The 18,881-nt window shown below is 58.6% G+C and carries 19 protein-coding genes; 7 read left to right on the top strand and 12 right to left on the bottom strand.

Translation table 11 applies throughout. The annotated features are described in order from the left end of the window. Positions 1-237: 237 nt before the first annotated feature. From V7080_RS04695 to V7080_RS04680, 4 genes are all read right to left on the bottom strand, one after another. Complete coding sequence (locus tag V7080_RS04695; RefSeq protein WP_334187245.1) at positions 238-1,971, bottom strand: hypothetical protein; 1,734 nt, start codon at positions 1,969-1,971, stop codon at positions 238-240. A gap of 106 nt (positions 1,972-2,077) precedes the next feature. Continuing rightward, a complete protein-coding gene (locus V7080_RS04690) occupies positions 2,078-2,815 on the bottom strand; it encodes an SDR family oxidoreductase (protein ID WP_334187244.1) in 738 nt (245 codons plus the stop codon). Between the two features lies 1 nt (position 2,816). Next, a complete protein-coding gene (locus V7080_RS04685) occupies positions 2,817-4,121 on the bottom strand; it encodes an FAD-binding oxidoreductase (protein ID WP_334187243.1) in 1,305 nt (434 codons plus the stop codon). After that, positions 4,115-4,522, bottom strand: a complete 408-nt coding sequence (locus V7080_RS04680; RefSeq protein WP_334187242.1) for a GtrA family protein — start codon at positions 4,520-4,522, stop codon at positions 4,115-4,117. The genes V7080_RS04685 and V7080_RS04680 overlap by 7 nt, the downstream gene beginning before the upstream one ends. A 48-nt stretch (positions 4,523-4,570) precedes the next feature. Here V7080_RS04680 and V7080_RS04675 point away from each other — a divergent pair, with 48 nt between their 5' ends. The 5 genes from V7080_RS04675 to V7080_RS04655 all read left to right on the top strand — a co-directional run bounded on the left by V7080_RS04675 (position 4,571) and on the right by V7080_RS04655 (position 8,687). Continuing rightward, positions 4,571-5,455, top strand: a complete 885-nt coding sequence (locus V7080_RS04675) for a decaprenyl-phosphate phosphoribosyltransferase (protein WP_334187241.1) — start codon at positions 4,571-4,573, stop codon at positions 5,453-5,455. Between the two features lie 3 nt (positions 5,456-5,458). Beyond that, complete coding sequence (locus V7080_RS04670; RefSeq protein WP_334187240.1) at positions 5,459-5,878, top strand: divergent PAP2 family protein; 420 nt, start codon at positions 5,459-5,461, stop codon at positions 5,876-5,878. Positions 5,879-6,261: 383 nt separating this feature from the next. Beyond that, a complete protein-coding gene (locus V7080_RS04665) occupies positions 6,262-7,380 on the top strand; it encodes a GNAT family N-acetyltransferase (RefSeq protein WP_334187239.1) in 1,119 nt (372 codons plus the stop codon). A gap of 48 nt (positions 7,381-7,428) precedes the next feature. Beyond that, positions 7,429-8,178, top strand: a complete 750-nt coding sequence (locus V7080_RS04660) for a polysaccharide deacetylase family protein (RefSeq protein WP_334187238.1) — start codon at positions 7,429-7,431, stop codon at positions 8,176-8,178. After that, the gene (locus V7080_RS04655; RefSeq protein ID WP_334187237.1) at positions 8,175-8,687 is read left to right on the top strand and encodes an MOSC domain-containing protein; all 513 of its coding nucleotides are present in this window, start codon (positions 8,175-8,177) and stop codon (positions 8,685-8,687) included. The genes V7080_RS04660 and V7080_RS04655 overlap by 4 nt, the downstream gene beginning before the upstream one ends. 77 nt (positions 8,688-8,764) lie before the next feature. On the opposite strand, the gene V7080_RS04650 is transcribed toward V7080_RS04655, so the two are convergent. The 4 genes from V7080_RS04650 to V7080_RS04635 all read right to left on the bottom strand — a co-directional run bounded on the left by V7080_RS04650 (position 8,765) and on the right by V7080_RS04635 (position 13,375). Next, entirely contained in the window at positions 8,765-9,688 is a 924-nt protein-coding gene (locus tag V7080_RS04650) for a DUF4394 domain-containing protein (protein ID WP_334187236.1), read from the bottom strand. A 390-nt stretch (positions 9,689-10,078) separates the two neighbouring features. Further along, positions 10,079-10,768 (bottom strand): anti-sigma factor, encoded by a 690-nt coding sequence (locus V7080_RS04645; RefSeq protein ID WP_334187235.1) that lies wholly within the window; start codon positions 10,766-10,768, stop codon positions 10,079-10,081. Further along, complete coding sequence (locus tag V7080_RS04640; RefSeq protein WP_334187234.1) at positions 10,765-11,352, bottom strand: sigma-70 family RNA polymerase sigma factor; 588 nt, start codon at positions 11,350-11,352, stop codon at positions 10,765-10,767. The genes V7080_RS04645 and V7080_RS04640 overlap by 4 nt, the downstream gene beginning before the upstream one ends. Before the next feature lie 7 nt (positions 11,353-11,359). Beyond that, on the bottom strand, positions 11,360-13,375 hold the full coding sequence (locus V7080_RS04635) for an acyltransferase family protein (protein WP_334187233.1): 2,016 nt from the start codon (positions 13,373-13,375) through the stop codon (positions 11,360-11,362). A gap of 818 nt (positions 13,376-14,193) precedes the next feature. Between V7080_RS04635 and V7080_RS04630 the strand changes: the two genes are divergently transcribed. Beyond that, entirely contained in the window at positions 14,194-14,358 is a 165-nt protein-coding gene (locus V7080_RS04630; protein WP_334187232.1) for a hypothetical protein, read from the top strand. Between the two features lie 116 nt (positions 14,359-14,474). Here V7080_RS04630 and V7080_RS04625 read toward each other — a convergent pair whose 3' ends face one another. From V7080_RS04625 to V7080_RS04615, 3 genes are read right to left on the bottom strand one after another with little or no spacing between them, the layout of a single operon-like run. Further along, a complete protein-coding gene (locus tag V7080_RS04625) occupies positions 14,475-15,278 on the bottom strand; it encodes a WecB/TagA/CpsF family glycosyltransferase (protein ID WP_334187231.1) in 804 nt (267 codons plus the stop codon). Then, positions 15,214-16,404: a glycosyltransferase gene (locus tag V7080_RS04620; RefSeq protein WP_334187230.1), complete on the bottom strand. Its 1,191-nt coding sequence runs from the start codon at positions 16,402-16,404 to the stop codon at positions 15,214-15,216. The genes V7080_RS04625 and V7080_RS04620 overlap by 65 nt, the downstream gene beginning before the upstream one ends. Before the next feature lie 46 nt (positions 16,405-16,450). After that, positions 16,451-17,590: a glycosyltransferase family 4 protein gene (locus V7080_RS04615; protein ID WP_334187229.1), complete on the bottom strand. Its 1,140-nt coding sequence runs from the start codon at positions 17,588-17,590 to the stop codon at positions 16,451-16,453. On the opposite strand from V7080_RS04615, the gene V7080_RS04610 reads away from it, so the two are divergent. Further along, on the top strand, positions 17,589-17,756 hold the full coding sequence (locus V7080_RS04610; protein WP_334187228.1) for a hypothetical protein: 168 nt from the start codon (positions 17,589-17,591) through the stop codon (positions 17,754-17,756). The two genes, V7080_RS04615 and V7080_RS04610, sit on opposite strands and share 2 nt — an antisense overlap. A 211-nt stretch (positions 17,757-17,967) precedes the next feature. On the opposite strand, the gene V7080_RS04605 is transcribed toward V7080_RS04610, so the two are convergent. Further along, positions 17,968-18,831, bottom strand: a complete 864-nt coding sequence (locus V7080_RS04605) for a glycosyltransferase family A protein (protein WP_334187227.1) — start codon at positions 18,829-18,831, stop codon at positions 17,968-17,970. Between the last annotated feature and the right edge of the window lie 50 nt (positions 18,832-18,881).

Raw genomic sequence — 18,881 nt, 5'->3', positions numbered from 1 at the left:
GAAGCGAAATTTGTCTGAGCCGCAGGCGAGTTTATTTCGCTTCCCGTTTCAGTGCTTCTCCTTTTGGGAACCCCGAAGGGGCGTCGACTGGGGGTCGCCTTTCTTTGCTTCCTTTCTTTGGCGAAGCAAAGAAAGGAAGTGGCCCGCCGGGGCCAGTCCCGGCTAGCATCCACGGAGAACAACACGCATTGCATCACCGAAGAACCAAACTAAACTAAACCAAACCAGCCCACCCCATCAAAACGGATTACTCTTAATAAACTTCATCAACGTCCAATCCCCCTTATTATTCTCCGCATACTCATAAGGCAAGCTGAACTTCCGCAGCTCCCCATAACTACCCGACAGCGAAGCAACCTTCTCCCGGAATGCCTCCGGGCACGGAGTCACCTGCTCAAAGTCATACACATGACGAAGCTGCTTGTCATAGCTTTGCGTGTAGAGGATAGCGTCAGTAGGCAAACAGATCAGCATCAGGCCGGAATGCGCGGACAAACCCTGCACCGGTTCGACAATGCCATGCACCTCGCGCCCATCGGCGAGCTTGCCTTCCCACAGATGCTCCCGCTCCACGACGAAGTACTTCACCTTCATCTGCTTCAGGAATTCCAGTCCAGTGCCTGCCTTGCGGGCAGCGATAAATTCCTTGTTCGCGACGAGGCCTTCGGTGTGCAAAAATTTGAAGCGCTCGGGCAGCCAGAAGCCGAGGCCGCCTGCGCGGTCGCCCATCGCCACCACGCCATCCGGCACCTTGGCAAAGAACTCGTTGACCAGTTTCAGATTCATCACCGTAAAGTTCGGCCGCTCGTCCTTCTTCAACATGCTGTAGAAGACATTGGTTTCATGCGCCATCTCGGTACGTACGCCGAGCAGCGCCAGGTAGGCGACGAAACCCCATGCGCCGGCCGCCAGGACTTTCGGCTTCCAGTCCTGCCCCGATTGGCGGTATAGCTGCACCGCCAGAGATATCAGTTGCGCGATGGTGAAGTAGGTAACCAGAGCGATCGGCCAGTAGTACCAGCCCCACATTGGCCATCCGGAGAACAGCGCGTAGTAGCTGGCGATGACGATGGACGACAAGGTCATCAGTGTGAGTTCGCGCGAAAACGGCATCGGACCGCGAGATTCCTTCTTCAGCCCCATGCGGATGATCATGCTGAGGATGAACGCACCGATGGCAAGCCGCGACGCGATCAGGTATTGGAGCATCAGCGGCAGGTTCTCGCCCACCTTGTTGCCGATGGCTTTGGCCTGGCCGCTGACCGGCACGATGGTGCCGAACAGCTTGTAGTTGACGGCAAAATAGATCAGCACGCCAAACGCGGTGACCGCCCCGGTGAGCGCCAGATTGGTGAAGCCGTACTTCCGGCGGCCGGCGAGGATGAGAAGACCGAAGACGCCCGCAATCGCCAGGGCGTCGAGCCTGACCAGGAACAGCACGATGAATATGCCGGCGTACGCCATGCAGATGCGGGGCGCGAAATGCCCCGGATAGTCCTTGAGCCGGCTCAACAGTGGCAGCACCAGCAGCAGGAGGCTGGTTTCCAGTCCATGCGAGAAGATGTTCGGGCACAGCAGAATGATCAGCACGGTCGCGAAGAACACGCCCACCGCATCGGCGTTCTTATCGGTATCCAGGCGGAGCAGTGTGACGATCTTGATCAGGATGACCAGCAGCGGCACGGCGATGAAGGCCCATTCCTTTGGCAGCGAAAAGGCATAGATGATGCTTGCCAATATCACGAGCCAGAGCGGCTGATAGCCATTGGTCTCCACAAGATTGCCGAAGGTGGACCCGTTGCCCTCAGCGATGTTCTGCGCGACGCCGAGATAGTAATAGGCGTCGTCGAAGATCAGGTTAACCAGCTTCTCCATCGGAAAGTTGGCCATCGCATACAGCGTGAACAGGAACGCCGCGACGAAATACGCGACGGTGATGTATTTCAAGGTACGCATATTGTGTGTGTGCATAGGATTTATTGTGAGAGCACGAACAAAATGGGTCCGGCAAAACTATGCCAATCGCCGCGATGACCCTCCCGTCTGCGGCGGCCTCTCTGCCGGTCGGCAAAGAGACCTACAACGACAATTTCCTGAAGATTCCTTCCGGGATGGATTTGATGATCATCATGATCCCGCCCCACCAGCCGGGCAGGTAAACTTCATTGCGGCGCTTGGATACGGATTTCACGATGCCTTCCGCGATGGTGTCAGCGCTTGCCCACAACGGACCCTTCTTGAAGGATGCGGTCATCGGCGTATCGACAAAGCCCGGCTTGATCGTCAGCACATTCACGCCGCTTTTATGCAGGCGGTTGCGCAACCCCTGCAAGAAGATCGACACGGCGCCCTTGGCAGTGCCGTAGACATAGTTCGACTGGCGGCCGCGATCGCCGGCGACCGAACTGATGACGGCGATGCTGCCGCTGCGCTGGGCTTCAAAGAAGTTTGCCAGGTGGGTCAGCAGCGACATCACGCTGATGGCGTTGGTGTTCATCTCCTGCAGCGCAAGCTTGAAATCCCGTTCGCAGGCCTTTTGGTCTCCCAGCGTGCCGTGCGCGATCAGCACGACATCTAGGCCGCCCAGTTCCTCGATCACACGTTTCAGTACGGCCTCGTGCGTATCGAAGTTGTTGGCATCGAATACTGAATGGGAAATCGAGGACGCGCCGCGGATTTTCAGGTCGCGCGCCAATCCTTCCATGCGCTCCTGGTTTCTTGCCAGCAGATAGAGCTTCGCTCCCTGCTGTGCAAAACGCCGGGCGGTCGCTTCGGCAATGGCCGAAGTGGCGCCGACGATAAGTATCTTTTGCATGTCAATCCATCCCTAATCGTTGTGATTGTCGCGATGCGAACTTGCCGCGTGCGCCGTATTGCGACCGTACCTGCTGGAAGGCTTCCCAGCGCGGATAGCTGCGCTTGAAGGTCGCCTCGCTCATCCGCACGTCCTTGGTCAGGTAAATTCTTCCTCCGTGGTCAAGCACCATGGCATCGAGTTCATCGAGAAGCGGGAACAATCCATCCTCGATTTTAAAATCCAATGCCAATGTGTAACCTTCTATCGGGAAAGACAGCAGGTTCGCATTTTCCCGGCCGAATGCTTTGAGAACCGCCAAGAAAGATCCACGTCCCGACGCCGAAATCTTTTTCAGGATGGCGGTCATGCCCGCCGTGCCGGATGCCTTCGGCAATGCAAACTGGTACTGCGTGAAGCCGCGCTTGCCGTACAACCGGTTCCATTGATGAATGCCATCGAGCGGATAAAAGAACGGTTCGTAATGTACTTGCTGCTGTATCCCGTTCGTTTGCACCCGGTTGTAATAGAGGGTGTTAAAGGCCTGTATCGAGTACCTGTTCAGCAGGGCGGACGGCATGTCGACAGGTACCGACAGCGCGCGCCTTTTCCTGGATGAGAGATCGCCGGCCGAAGCATGCTTGCCGACCATCAGCAGCGACCGTCCCATCGCCTCGCCGGTGGTCAGGCAATCAATCCATGCGACCGAGTAGGGCGCGGCATGATGTGCATCAAACAGCGCCAGCGCCTCGGCGAGGTTAACTGCCTTGTAGGTGGTCTGATCTATCAGGCTGCTTTGGACCGGTTTCAGCCGGAGGGTCGCTTCGACGATGATGCCGGTCAGGCCCATGCCGCCACAAGTGGCGTGGAACAGGTCAGGGTGAGATGCTCGTGAGCAGGTGACGGTTTCCCCGCTCGCCAGCAACAGCACGAAGCTGTCGACATACTCGCTGAAACATCCGTCGAGATGATGGTTCTTACCGTGCACGTCGCTGGCGATGGCGCCACCGACGGAGACGAACTTCGTGCCGGGTGTAACGGGAAGAAACCATCCTTGCGGCACAAATACCTCAAGCAGTTCCGCCAGCGTGACACCCGAGGCGCAGCGAACCGTGCCGGTATCGCGGTCGAAATCCAGCATCAGGTTCAATGATGACGTGCTGATGACATGCTGTGCCAGCGCGCTGTCTCCGTAGCTGCGTCCCATGCCCCGCGCGATGACCGAATTGTCCGCGCGCGTGAGCATGGCATGCAGGGAGGAAGCGGTGGGCGGCGTCTGTACTTGTGCGTCGATTACCGGGTGGCGCCCCCAGCCATGGATCAGCATCTTGCAACTTGGTAACCGAACACGAAGCGCTTGTCGAGCTGGTACTTGGCAACGTACCCAATGGCAAGACCGATCGCGCCGCCGAAGTAGCGCATCTCCTTGGTGCGGAACAAATAATCGAAGCCGAATTCGAAGCCCCAGAAGATTGCCGTGGTTGCCACACCGGTCAATGTGTAAAGCATGAATGTTTGGCTATCGTCAATGGCGTTTTTGGCTCGGAAGCGGAATATATAAGCCTTGTCGAGGACGTACTTCACCACCAGGCCGATGCCTGTACCGATGAAGACAGACAGCAACACGGCGTAGGGTCCTGCGTAGAAGTGCAGCGTGAGATCCTGGCTGCCGATGTTGGCGATGGTAGCGATTATCGCGAGTAGTGCGTAAGTCAAAGCAAGTTTCATAGAGAAGTTCTTAAATACGTTTTTAGATACGTTTGGGTAACGAATTATATGCACAACATCTTAGTCCAGCATACGCTCGCGAGTCAGTTGCGAGGCCTGATAACCTTGATGCGCCCCAAACAATGGGTGAAAAACGGATTCGTCCTTGCACCTCTTGTTTTTACCGGTGAATTCCTGAATCCGCTATGGATCGGCTGGGCGATGACAGCCGTATTGCTGTTTTGCGTTGCATCCTCCGCCGTCTATATCGTCAACGATATGCAGGACGTCGAGCGCGATCGTGCGCATCCCAAGAAGTCGAAGACGAGGCCGCTTGCATCCGGCGCGGTGCCGATGCCGATGGCGATGATGCTGCTCGTGGCGCTGTACGCCATATTGATCTGGGGCTGGTTCATTGCACCGGACGTCACGATGGTCATCGCAGGTTACCTGGTGCTGAACCTTGCTTACACCTTCGTCCTGAAGCATATGCCTGTAGTGGACATCTTCACCATCGCGATCGGTTTCGTCTTGCGTGTCTATGCCGGAGCAGTGGCGCTGTCTGTGCCGCTGTCGTCATGGATGGCCGTCACGACGCTTTGCCTTGCGCTCTACCTCGCGGCCGTCAAGCGCCGCCAGGAACTGGCGAAGAGCGGCTCGCAGGGACGGGAAGTTCTGCAGAAGTATTCCGTTGCGCTGGTAGACCGCTACGCGCACATGTCGGCTACCGGCGCCTTGTTCTTCTACAGCTTGTATGTAATGTCCGCCAAGCCCGACATGGTGCTGACGATTCCGCTCGTGCTGTTCGGACTGTTCCGCTACTGGTACGTGGTCGAGGAACTTGACGGCGGCGAATCGCCGACCGATGCGCTGCTCGCCGATTGGCAGCTTCTGCTCACGGTCTTCCTCTGGGTGGCAGCATGTGCATGGACCCTCTGGCCGGTGAAGGGGTAGCCCATGGCACTGTCGTATGCATTAACGCCATTTCTTGCCTGGCTGGTCGCAGGCAGCCTGAAATTCCTGATCAACAGCCTGCGTGCCGGGCAGCTTGCCTTCGGTCATATCGGTTATGGCGGCATGCCGAGCAACCATAGCGCCATCGTCAGCAGCATGGCGGCCTTGATTGCCTTCCGGGAAGGCATGTCGCATCCGGCGTTCGGCATTGCCGTCACGCTTGCCTTCATTGTCATGATGGATGCCAATGCGTTGCGCCGCCAGGTCGGTCGCCATGCCAGCGCGATCAACCGCATCGCGGGCGGTGACAGCGCCCACACCGTCCTGCGCGAACGCATGGGACATACCCATTTCGAAATCGCAGCCGGCATCCTCGTCGGCATCGCGGTCGCGGCAGCAGTCCACCATCTTCTGCCGCAGTAGCGGCAAACTTCCCGTCATGGATTCCCGGCGCCGCCATTGCGCCTGGAATCCGCTTGCACCTCAAGTTGTGGTAACGCTTTCACAATCTCACGCAAGCGATTGATATTTCTCCAAAAGCGCACTTTTGGCCAGCTTGGTGCAATGCATTGGCATATACACTGATGCAACGGATTTGCTAATTGCGGATCCCTTCTCCGGGCGGCAAATCCACTCCCCGGGGACGTCCACAAGAGAGTCGGAATCGCCATGCGGAGCCAGCACCAAATCCACCATCGTCACTCCCCCGGCGCTTTCATTCGTCCACCCATTTTCATGCATGTACCGCCCGCGCACCGTCGCACTCCGATGTACCAGTTGTCAGCTTTCGCTTACTGAACACACAGATGAGATTCGATCAGATCACCACCTCTTTTCATGACAACGTGCCGCCGTTCGTGGAGGCCGAGATGGATCGGCTTTACCAGAACATTGGATCGTCCATGTCCCAGTTTCGGGCCTATGATGAAAGCATGGACGACGTGAGTACCTATGTTGCGCGTGACGGGGAGGACCCGGTGGCCATATTTTTGTTCCGGCGCAAACAGGGGAAGATCCATGTAATGAATGAAGTAATCCGCATCGATCACCAGGAAATCAAGCGTTTTGCCGATGCGGTATTCAAGCAGTTCAACGACGTGCATGTCGTCCTGTTCAAGGCGATTGAAACCGACGTAGGCAGGCTTCCCTTTCCCTATCAACGCTTCAACTGCCTCGAAGATATCGCGATGGACCTTCCCGAGACGCCGGAAAAATACCTGGCAGGGCTCGGGAAGAACACCCGCAGGAACATCAAGCGATACACAGACAGGCTGATGCGCAGCTTTCCTTCCTCCCAGTTCGAAGCCTATGAGAAGGAAGAAGTGGAATCGCAGTTCGTGAGGGAGATCATCGAGCTTAACCGGGCGCGCATGTCGGAAAAGAACAAGGTGTCGATCATCGACGATACCGAGGCGCGCCATATTTCCAGCCTGGCCCACGAGTGTGGTCTGGTCGGCGTGATGCGCATCAATGGGCGTATCCGTGCCGGGGCAATCAGTTATCGCGTAGGCGATTGCTTTTATCTCAATGTTCTTGCACACGATCCGCATTACGATGACTACTGGATCGGCATCCTGTGCTGCTATATGACAATCCGTGAATGCATCAAGCGCGGCGGCCGGGAATTTCATTTCCTATGGGGACGATACGACTACAAATTCATACTCGGTGCAAGCCAGCGTGATCTTGATACGGTGGTCGTCTACCGATCGAAACTGGCGACCATGATGAATGCGGACATGGTGCTGCAGACGGCATGGAAAGGTTACATGCGACAGATTAAGCTCTGGCTCAAATACAGCAATGGCCCGGTCCCGAAAATGATTGGCCGCATGGTAAAACGGGTTGCGGATGCCCGGGGCAAGGTGGTTCGCCCCGTGCCGATCATCAACGAATCGATGCTTTCCCATACCCCCAAGAAATGACAACCATTTTACAAAGACAGCGCGTGCGCAAGGAAGACGGAAGGGAAGATGGGCGCGGTATTTACCTGTTCAATTGATGATGGCGACCTGCTGGACAGGAAAACTGCGGAGCTTCTCGCCAAGCACGGCCTTGCCGGAACGTTCTTCATCCCCATCAGCAACCGGGAGGGCTTCCAGGTCCTGTCGAGTGCGGATATCCGCACGCTGGGCAAGCGCTTCGAAATCGGCTCGCATACCTACGATCACTGTTACCTCAACTCAACGAATATCCACGAAGCCCGATACCAGATCAGCGAGGGCAAGAAGAGGCTCGAAGATCTGCTCGGCAAGGAAGCGGAAGGATTCTGCTATCCGGGCGGACAGTACCGGCAGGAACACATTGACACGGTGAAGGCATGCGGTTTCCGCTATGCCAGGACCACCATGAACCTGTGCTGCGACGCCGGAGTCGACCGGTTCGAGATGCCCACGACGCTGCAGTTTTACCCCCCCGACCGCTCCGTCTACCTTCGCAATTTCATCAAGTGGGGGCGCTGGTCGGCGAGAAGCGAGGCACTGCGGCTGGCGCTCGGGCATGCCGGGTGGGTGGAGCGACTCTACGCAATGTTCGACCATGCCTGCCGGGAAGGTGGGGTCTTCCATTTGTGGGGGCATTCGAAGGAGATCGAAGAGGTAAACGCATGGCGGGAATTTGATCTTTTCCTCGCCCATGTCGCGGCGTCCGTCGCCGCCGAAGACCGGCTCACCAACGCGCAGCTGGTCGAGCGTGCGACGATTGAGGATCCCTCGCTCGTATGAGCGCCCTGCGCGAGCTGACGCGGCATTTCCCACATCCCGGCCGACTCGAACTCATCCTGGTTCGTCCACAGCGGCGCATCGCGGCACACGCCGTAACGGAAGTCCTCGCAGTCACCGAACGCGGATTGCATGGTGACCGTGCCCTGGAGCGCGCTGCGGGCGGCAAACGGCAGGTCACGCTTATACAGGCCGAACATGTGCCGGTGGTCGCAGCCCTGACCCGCCTGGCACGCATCGATCCCCTGGTGTTGCGCCGCAATCTCGTGATTTCAGGCCTTAACCTCCTGGCTACGCGCACACTGTTCCGCGACCAGCTCCTGCGGCTGCGAATAGGCGACGCGGCGGTGCTGGAAATCACCGGGACATGTGAACCTTGCTCGCGCATGGAAGAAGCGCTCGGCCCCGGCGGCTATAACGCCATGCGCGGGCACGGCGGACTGACCGCGCGCGTGGTGGCAGGCGGCCTGCTGCGCACGGGCGATGCGGTTGTCTGCGCGATCGACGAATGACGGCGGAACCCCGCCTGATGCGGTCCGCCGATCCGGATATCGGCTCAACGGACCGCATCGTCATTCCGGCATGCGGTCTATAGCTGGTTCAACGGGATAGCGATCCCGATGACCTTGTTCTGGCCGGAGAAACTACCACGGGCGGTCGCCTTTCCGGTCACCAGATTAATGCTGTACAGGCTGGTCGCGCCATCGGCCGTATGCAACGAAGCCAGTCCTTGCACGTCGACCGTGACGCCGTCCCGTACCGTACTGTAGATATCGAATCCGACTGACGTCGCCGTGTCGGTGCGAAGCTTGCCCGTCGCCGCGAGCGTGCCGTCATTCGGCGGTGATTGCAGCGCAACCTGGTCGAGCGTGGCATCGAGTGCATACAGCGTCGTTGCAGTGGCGGCATTGAGATCATTGTTGGTATAGGCGGACCCTGTGACGCCCGGGGCGTTCGGGCCGACGGCATTCAATGGTGTCGCCGGCGGGTAGTCCAGGGGATCATCGGTAAGGGTTGTGCCGCCGGCATTGACGTTGTGCCGCAGATTCTGGCCGGTATCGCTGACGACCCTCAGGCGGTCGGCGGCAGGATTGAAATCGACGCCGAAGGAATTGCCTTCCAGGGGCACGGTCAACTGGCTTACCTTCGTCGCGCTGGCGTTGCCGGTATCCAGAACATAGATCGCGCCGGTCTTGCTGACGCCGTACAGTTTGCCGTCCTGCACCCGGTAATCGATGCCGACCAATGCGTCACCCGACATCAGGCCACTGACCGCGCCGATGGTACGGGCATTGTCGGGCTTGTGCTCGCTGAAGCAGATCAGGCGCTGGTCATCGGTCAGGGCAATGACACGAAGATGCTCCCCGCGGCGATGTTCGTCGCCGCTTTCACATTGCATGGCATGGCCGTTGCGTTGTGCCTTGCCGTCCTTGTGCTCGTCATTGGTGGCATAGGAAGGAATCAGGGCGGCTGCCAGTGCTGACAGCAGGATCGGACGCGCATATTTGTTCATGTGGCTCTCCTTGCATATCGCTGCAGAATCGATGGATCCCGCGACGTGGTGGATAGGAATACGTGGAATGCACTTGCACCGACACTGGCATGCTGCGGGCTGCTTGCAGTGCCGATGGAATGCGACGTTTTCCGACGCCAAGTCCTGCGCCGGCGAGTGCGTTCCGTCCGTCATTACCGGCGTTATTCGAGGCATTCTTCCTGTCCCAAAAGGCGCCGACACTGCTTCTACACGGCGCAGTGCGGATTGGATGCAGAGCGTGAAAAATATAATTGTGCTATTGCCGGTGTGCAGCGAAATAGACCAAACCGGGAAGGGGTGTTTACCTGGAATGCGTTACGTACACGCCGTATCAATGTGGATCATTGCAGAGGCTGCGCCGATCCGGCCCTAGAGCGGAATTGCCTTGCCGACAGCGAGGATCGGGCCGGTCGGACGGCCGATGGGAGAACCGGTTGCCGGCTCCAGCGTGACTTCGAATAACTGGTTCGGGCTGAGCCCCGGCAAGCGATCGAGGGGAATCTGCGTTGGCCGGTCTGCTGCCACCAGTCCAAGCGAAGTCGGCGCCGCGGCACCTTCCGGCTTGGTCCAGAACTGGATCGCTTTCCCCGGCGCGACGGCGGCGGGCGACAAGGGGCGAAGCCGGACTGCGCGGGTATCGATTTCGACCAGCCAGTTGGTGCCCTGTTCCGGCGCCTGCAGGACGGCGAGATACTGCGGTCGCGTGGCATCAGGCGTGCCGGTCAGCAGGAGCACCGCCAGCACGGCGGACAATGCGATGCCGGCGATGCCGCTGGTTTTCCAGAAGGCAAGGCTGTTCCAAAAGCCAGTGCGTGGCGTATGGATCGCCTTGCCGGGCAGGTCCCGTTCTATGCGTGTCCACAGGTCGGGCGCGGGATCGGCAGGCACAGGTTCCGGTGCCATCTCCAGCAAGCGGTCATGCCATGCGGCGACCGCCGCCGCCAGGGCCCGGTTCTGGCGCATTTCCCGTTCGAACTCCTCGACATCCTCGGGCGGCAGGATTCCCAGCACGTATTCGCCGGCCAGCACGGTCATTTCGTCCGGATCGAGGAAATTCATGACATGCACTCTTTCAACGCCAGCAGCCCGCGCCGCGTCCACGCTTTAACGGTGCCCAGCGGGCTTTTGAGATGACGGGCAATCTGCTCCTGTGTATAACCGTCCATGTAGGCCAGCAGTATGCAGGCCCGCTTCTGCTCGTCCAGGCGCTCCAGGCAGTGATGGAGCGTGCTCGCCTCATGGCGCCGGGACAGCGCCTCCAGCGGCCCCGGACCATCGGCGGGAAGGTTCTCGAATTCCTCATCGGAAGCCGGATGTTCGTGGCGCGTGTCGCGTATGGCATTCAGCGCACGGTGGCGGACCACGCTGTATATCCAGCCGCGTGCCGAGCCAAGGGTGGGGCTGTAACTCGCCGATTTCTGCCAGATCTGCAGGAAGGCATCATGCAGCACTTCATCGGCCAGTTCGCGACGTCGGACGATCCGCAATGCCACACCCATCAGCCACCGGGCTTCGCACTCATACAGGCGGCGCAGCGCGGCCTGCTCGCCGCGCGCGCAGGCGAACAGCGCGTCTTCATAATCGAAATCGGAGTTCCATGTGTCCGGCTTCCGGTCGAATGCGGCCGGTCGTTCCGGACGCATCGGCCGTTTATCTGGCACCGGGCACCTTGCTGGTGGAAATCACCATCGGGCCGAAGGGTTTGCCTGCCACGTCGCTGCCGGTGAGCGGCCTGGGGCCAAACGGGTTGCCGACCTTGCGAACATACTGTTCGCCGAGCAGGCCGGCGGCCTTGGTGTTGATATGGTTTTCGTCCTTGTACAGCGCGATGTTGCCGATGTGAGTGGCGCATTCGACGGTGTCGCACATGACCAGTTTCGGATTGATGATCTGCACTGTCGGATGCCGCTGCTGCATCCGCTCGACCACGGCATCGGTCTCCGACTGCGTCGACTGGACGTATTGGTAAGGGATATTGCAGTTGCTGTCGGCTGGTATCCAGCCGCGCTTCTTGAACAGCACGCATCGCGACAAATCCGGCTCATGGTACGGGTTGTCCTTGAAGATGATCGGTATCGCGCCCGCCTTGACGATGTGCTTGACGACGTGTTCCATTTCCTTTTCAAGGTCCCGTTCCGGTTCCGATGCCCAGAACCCTGCCAGCACCACGTATTTGAAGCTGCCGACCAGTTCCAGAAGATCCGCATTCCGCTGCTGGCAGGTGGTCGGTCCCTTGGTGGGGTCGGGATCGGTGACCTGCAGTTCAGTCGGGAAGCAGCCGCCCTGCACGTGGAAAACCGCTTTCAGGCCGGCGGCTTTCGAGAGCTGATCGATGAATGGCTTGAAGTGGTTCGCATGCGAATCTCCGATCAGCAACACCTCGGCGCGCGGCCGGCTGTTGTCGCCGAAAGCGCAATGCTTTTCCAGATACTCGACCGACACCTTGTGATAATCCTCCGCCCGGATCGAACAGGAACGCGCCAGGTCGCGTTCAAAGGAATAACTGGCGATCAGGTCACGGGTCTCGTCCGAAAAGCGTGCTGGTGCACCTTCGGTGACGAATGAATACAAGCCTATCGACATGAAGACCATCGCCGGGGCGAGGTAGATCTGCAGAAAGGCTTTCTTGAAGCCGATGGACCGGCTGTTGCGAATGGGCACCTCGATGAATTTCCAGGTCACGTAGGCCAGCAGGAAGGACAGGGCGACTGCTGCGGTCACGACACCGGCATCAAGATCGATCTTCCGATAACGGAGGAAGGAAAAAATCGGCCAATGCCACAGGTATAGCGAGTACGAGATCAGGCCGATTGCCACCATCACCCGGTTCATCAGCAGGCGGCTCACGGCGTTGTCCGTCTGGCCAGCGTAGATGACGAGCGCCGCACCGACTGTTGGATACAGTGAATTGACGCCGGGGAAGGGCGTGTTGCGATGAATGAGAAACAGCGAGCCGAACATCAAGGCCATGCCAAGCAGCGCCATGATGTTGGCAGGGGCAGGGGAACGCACCGGAAAGCGCCGTGCCAGGAAAAAAGTCAGTGCACCGAGGATGAGTTCATGCGCGCGCGTGGTGAGCAGAAAATACGACTTCACCTCGCCGGTTTTTAGTTCGGAGATGCAGACGAACAGGATGGCGAGACCGAATAATGCCGGGAGCAGGTGTTTCCGCGCATGGCGGTACAGGAACAACAGCAGGATCGGGAAGATGAAATAAAACTGTTCTTCCACCGACAGCGACCACGTATGCAGGAGAGGAAATTCTTCGGTGCGCTGGCCGAAGTAGCCCCAGCTCAGCATTGAAAAGAATACGTTCGAGACGAAGGCGAACGATGCCGCCAGAGAAGTTGTATAGAAGATGTAATCGTTCGGAATCAGCAACCAGGACGACACCGCGAGCGTCGCCAAGGCGACGACGATATAGGCTGGGAAAATGCGCTTGATACGCCGGGTGTAGAAGGTGACAAAGCTGAAGTTGCCTTCCTCCATGCCCTTGGCGATCAGTCCGGTAATCAGGAAACCCGAGATTACAAAGAAAATGTCGACGCCGACGAAGCCGCCGGGCATCAGGGCGGCATTGGCATGAAAAGCGATGACGGCAAGCACGGCGATCGCACGCAATCCATCTATATCGGGTCGATAGGCATGTGGCGAAGTTGGGGTCATCTAGTCAGATAGAAAAACGTAGTGGAAAAGAAGGCGAATGGCGTCCGCCGCGTTGTGAAGCGACCTGCGGACAGGGTTTAAGTAATGTCATTCTGCTAAAGCCGCAAGGCATCGTGTTGATATCTCACAATCGGTAGTGGACGAGGCTTTGCCTTGCGACATGCACAGGAAGACTGTTGCGCTTTTGCTGCAAGCGATAGTGGAAGGTGCGGCCGGAATGCGTCTGATAGCCCAAGCTGCGATTTGATGATTAACGATGTTCGTTCTTCCGGATACGGAAGCAAGTCTGTCAGTGGGCTTATCCACTACTGTGCATCGAAATTAATCAGAAGGAATTTTCTGATGATAATCATCGGGTTATGGAGTTATCCGAACCAATCCCCGACTTTATCCACATGCTTATGCAGTGCTGGTGTGGATATCTATTGCGATGAATGAAGCTACCGTAATTCACGGCACTACGCCGTTTCGGGCAAGAAAATGTGCAAATGGCAACTCATACCTATCATTGGCCTCCATTGTTATTTATGCGGTATGTCAGAGTCACTCATCGCGGGGTTCTTGCCCGGCATCGCGTCGGTTTAAACCAACCGGCTGCACACGCTCGCACGTGCTCCTGGCTCAGGTATTCCCGATGACACGCTCCTGCCATGCGAGCAGACTGGTACGGAATCGTTTTCCGCCGGGTTCCGCCATACCCTTGTCTGCTTGTCCGCCAATGCTTTTCCCGGGCAATGTCATGCGCCACCCATGAAGACAAAGGCCCGTTTCTCAATGTCCAGCAGGACGATCATCGCGGTATGCAAGGGGATAACGGAATGCGGTTGTCTTCTATCCTGGAAGACAACCGCTTCGATATACATCACAGTGACAAGTACGCGGGCAAATGCTTTGCGGGATTCGTCAAGCACCGCGAACTGGTAGTGGGCAGGCATTTTGAACTGGCCGACCCGGAGCATCGGCAGTTCACATGGTCGGACTAGCTTGCGAAGTTTTCCATGTCAGTCAGGCCTGCTACCGCTGCAGCGCCAAGCGGTTTGACGAACGGTACGACCTCCGGCAAAAAGCGGTGGCGGGATTATAAATTCAATATCGCCCACTACGCATCCCGCATCGGCAACCTCTCCACCACCATCTGCCGCATGAACCCGAACACAAACAAGGTATTCGTTACCGTATAACGCATGAACAGCCGACGCGGTTCCGAGCCGAGCCGGTACAGCCATTCCAGCCCGTTGTTCTGCCACCAGAGCGGCGCGCGCTTGATGACGCCGGCGTGATAGTCGAATGCGGCGCCGACGCCGATCATCACCGCGTTGATCCGGCCACGGTGCTCCGCCATCCATTTTTCCTGTTTCGGGCAGCCGAGACCGACGAAGACGACGTTGGCGCCGGAGTCGTTGATCTGGTCGACGATGGCGTTATCTTCTTCGACAGAGAGCGGGCGGAACGGCGGTGAATACGCGCCGCCGATTTTCAGGCGCGGGAACTTGCCGGCGAGGGCGGTGCGCAGCTTCGCCAGCGTGGATTCGGTGCTGCCGTAGAAGAACACGACCTGGCCCTTCCGCTCCGCGACAGCCAGGTACTTCATCATCAGGTCCGGCCCATTGATCCGCGCCTGTCCGGGATGCCCCAGCCGGCGCAATGCCCAGGCGATTGGCGCGCCGTCAGGTGTCGCCATGTCGGCATTGTTGACGGCGACCTTGAATTCGAGGTCGCTCGTCGTCGTGACGACGGAGTGCACATTGCATATGCAGACATAGCGCGATTCCCGGGCCGCACCCCATGCGGTGATTCTGCCGATCGCATCGTCCCAGGACAGGGCGTCGATAAACGCTTCAAGCACGGGCTTGCCTTTGCGCGGCAGCGGGTTCTCGATCAATGGCTCTGATAGCATCTTCATAGATATCCAATAGCATGTCGTAATTGCGTTCCGGCGTGTACTTCAATTCGTACTCGGCCCGGGCCGCGCGGCCCATGCGGGCCATTTCTTCAGGATGCGACTCTGCCCAGGCAATCTTTGCCGCCAGGTCGGCAGGGTCGCCGGGATGGAACAGCAACCCGGTTTCGCCGTCACGCACGATATCGATCAACGCGCCGAGCCGGCTGGCGATGACCGGTAGCCCGCAGGAGAACGCCTCGACGATGGTCCGGGGCGAATTCTCGTAACAGACGCTCGGCAGAACGAGGAAACGCGCCGTCTGCATCCGTTGCATGATCTCGTCCAGCGGCCTGAAGCCAAGGTAACGTTCTCCGAACGACTCCTTCGCCATTTCTTCCAGCGGCCCGCCACCGATGACATCGATGTTCGACCGCTCTGTTAACCTTGTCGCCGCGGCCAGCACATCGACGCCTTTTTCGGAGGACAACCGGCCGACATACATGCCACCGTTGCGGCTGTTCCATGAAGGTACTGTAGACGAGGCAACAAAATTGGGTTTGATCCTGAACAGGTCCGAGGGTAGTCCGCCTGCAACATATTTATCCCGCGCAAAGCTGTTGAGCGCGATGTAGCGCGTAACGCGTTCACGATAGCTGCCGATTGCACGGTGCGTGACCAGCATGCCGGCGAGGACGGCCGATTGCAGGCTGGATTCGCGATAGCACTTCCGCGTCACCGCACGCCATGGGACCTTGCCGACACAGTCTTCGCAGATCTTCCCGTCGCGCAGGAAGATAGCCTGCGGACAAAGCAGCCGGAAGTTGTGCAGTGTTTGTACGACCGGCACCTTCCGTTTCGAGGCCGCCCAGTAGAGCGACGGCGAAATCAGCGGAAAGGTGTTGTGCACATGGATGACGTCGGGCCGGAAGCGCTCGCACAGCGCGTCGATATCCCGCTCGGTGCGGCGCGACCAGATCGCGGTTGCGGCGGCCGCGGCGCGGGACATGGCATTGATCTCGTCATTGTGCAGGTGGTAGGTCTCGACCTCATGGCCGCGGCTGCGAAGTAGTTCGACCTCCGCATCGACTACCATGTCCTCGCCGCCCCGGTGCTGATAGGCGTTATGCGCGATCAATATCTTCAGCATATCCGGAGGGTTCTTTCCGTAACGGTTAGGGCGGTGCTGCTTGCCATCATCCTGCTTTCCTTCCGATCTTCGCGTTGTAGTGCGCGGATCCGCCTGACCTGACCGCAAGACGGCAGGCATCGACCACACCAGCCGCCGCATGGTCGAAGGTGTATTTGTCGACCAGCGCAAGGCTGCGCTGCGCGAAACTCGCCATGACGTCGGGATGGGTCAGAAGCATGGTTGCGCGCTCGCTCCATGCGGCGACGTCAAGTTCGCAAACAAAGCCGTTTTGCCCGTCGATGACAAGTTCGTCGATGACGCCGGCAAAGGGCGACACGATGATAGGCAGACCGGCGGCGCAGGCTTCATTCGCGACCACGCCCCAGACATCGCGCCGGGTAGGGAACAGGAAGATGCAGGCCGACCTGTACAAGGCGGGCAGTTCTTCCTGCGAGGCAAAGCCGTTGAATTCCACATGCAGCGTTTCACTGCGGCTGGCCGCCTCTGCCTTGACCTCGTCTTCCTGCTCGCCGTGGCCGACGAACAGGATGCTTACCTTGCGCCCGAGGCGCAGCGAAACATCATGGGCGACGTCCAATGCGAACAAGGGATTTTTGTCTTCCACGATCCGGCCGCAAAAGATGAAATCGAAACGCTTTTCGACATGGCTCTCGGACGCCTTATACGCATCGTTATCGATGCACAGGCAGGAGAGGAAGCATCGCTCCGGCGACACGCCATAGCTCTCATACAGTTTCAACCCGCCGTGGCTTGCGGCGATGAATGCTCGCGAGCGCGCATACACCAGCCGCCTTACCGCCTTGTGCCAGGTGCTCAGGGCTTCTTCCGAAACATCGGTACCGTCTGTCATCGGTACATGCGGTACGCCCCGTGCAACCGCATAGGCGAATGCATAGAGGTATGTGGGGTTGAATCCGGTGGTGACGATCACATCCGGTGCGATGCTTCGCAAGCTGGAGATGACATCGAAATTGTTATGGATAAAGTTGTCGCCGCGCGTTACAAAACGTTCACGCAAAAAGGTGTGCTTGAAGTTAAGCGGCGGCAGCTTCCATTGCCGGTTGGGTTCCCGACGGCTGCAAAAAATCAGATGCAGGTTCACGTCGGGTATTTTCGCGATCCGTTCATAAATCGGGATGCGAAACGGCGGCGGATGGTTCGTAATGAGTGCAATGTTTAACATGAGCGATATTTCTATGCTTCAGGCGACTGATGCTGGCGGATGCATGCAAAGTCGCCCTGTGCTGTTGTTGGATAGCATGTTCGATAGACAGGGTTCGGCGTTTGTTCCGTATGAAGAATCTATCTATCGCAATGTGAATGCCATTAATCCCGAATCCCTTTTCTGACGCAGACGACGCTCTGGATTTGCCCCATCCAGGTGCGAAAATACCTCACCGATCAACGCGTCGACAGGGCGGCAACATGCCGCTGCAACCTACGTAATGCACATGCGGCGCACGTATCGCAGCAGGGAAGACGCGTATGACAGGCCTTCCTGCAAGTCGCGCAACGCCAGGTGGGGCAACCCCGGCATGCTTCAATCAATAGAGAAAAGCGTCAGCTTTGACCACTTCGTCGGTGCCAGCCCAGCATGCCGTCCAGACGCCCGCGTACGACGGCGCAACCCGTCGCCAGATCGGCGCCGAACGCACCTTTGAGCAATGGCCGGAGGACAGGTGCAAGCAGGCCGCGCACGATGACCCAGCGCGGCAATTTATGCTTCGCATACAGTGCGCCGGTGCCGCGTGCGCGATGCCGCAGCGCGAGGCGGGCTTGCGGATTGGCGGGAACGGCGGCCGCAGCGACCGCGTGATGCACTTCCGCCTGCGGTTCATAGGTGAAGAAGGCGCCCGCATACAGGGCGCGCAAAACGAAATCGGTCTCTTCGCCGGCGCCGAACCACTGCCCGACACCAAGGCGCGCGTCGAACCCGCCGATGCGCTTGAACAAGGTCCGGCGGCAGAACAGCGTGATCGAGCTGACCGGAATATCCCGGAAAGCGCTGGCGCGTTCCCATGTCAGGTTGGCCGCGGCGGACGGCTGCTCATCCTGTTCGATCCATCGCGCCACCACGCCTTCCGGCTGATCCGCGCGGGCGAATCGCGCCGCGACATGCGACAGGAGGTGCGGGTCATACCAGCAGTCGTCGTCCGGGAAACCGATCCATTCGCCGCGCGCGGCTTCGATGCCGACGTTGCGCGCGGCCGCGAGATTGGGCGGATGATGCTTCAGGTGCTTTACCGCGATGCCCAGATAGCGGGCGCGCTCAAGATGGGGCAGCAGGCGGTCGTCATCATTCTGATCGACAACGATCAACTCGAAATTAGTAAATGTCTGGGCGGCCAGCGATTCAAACATGCGGCCGAGTTCGCTGGTCCTGCCGACGGTTGCCAGGACGAGTGATGCTTCCGGAATTCTCATGTGCGTTCTCCCGACAGCAAAAGTTGCAGATGCGCGGCACCCGGCGTCGG

It is taken from the genome of Noviherbaspirillum sp., assembly GCF_036846085.1.
In the GTDB taxonomy this organism is placed as follows: Bacteria; Pseudomonadota; Gammaproteobacteria; order Burkholderiales; family Burkholderiaceae_D; genus Noviherbaspirillum.
The sequence above is the reverse complement of the archived record's forward strand: the minus strand, read 5'-3'. Positions and strand labels throughout refer to the sequence as shown.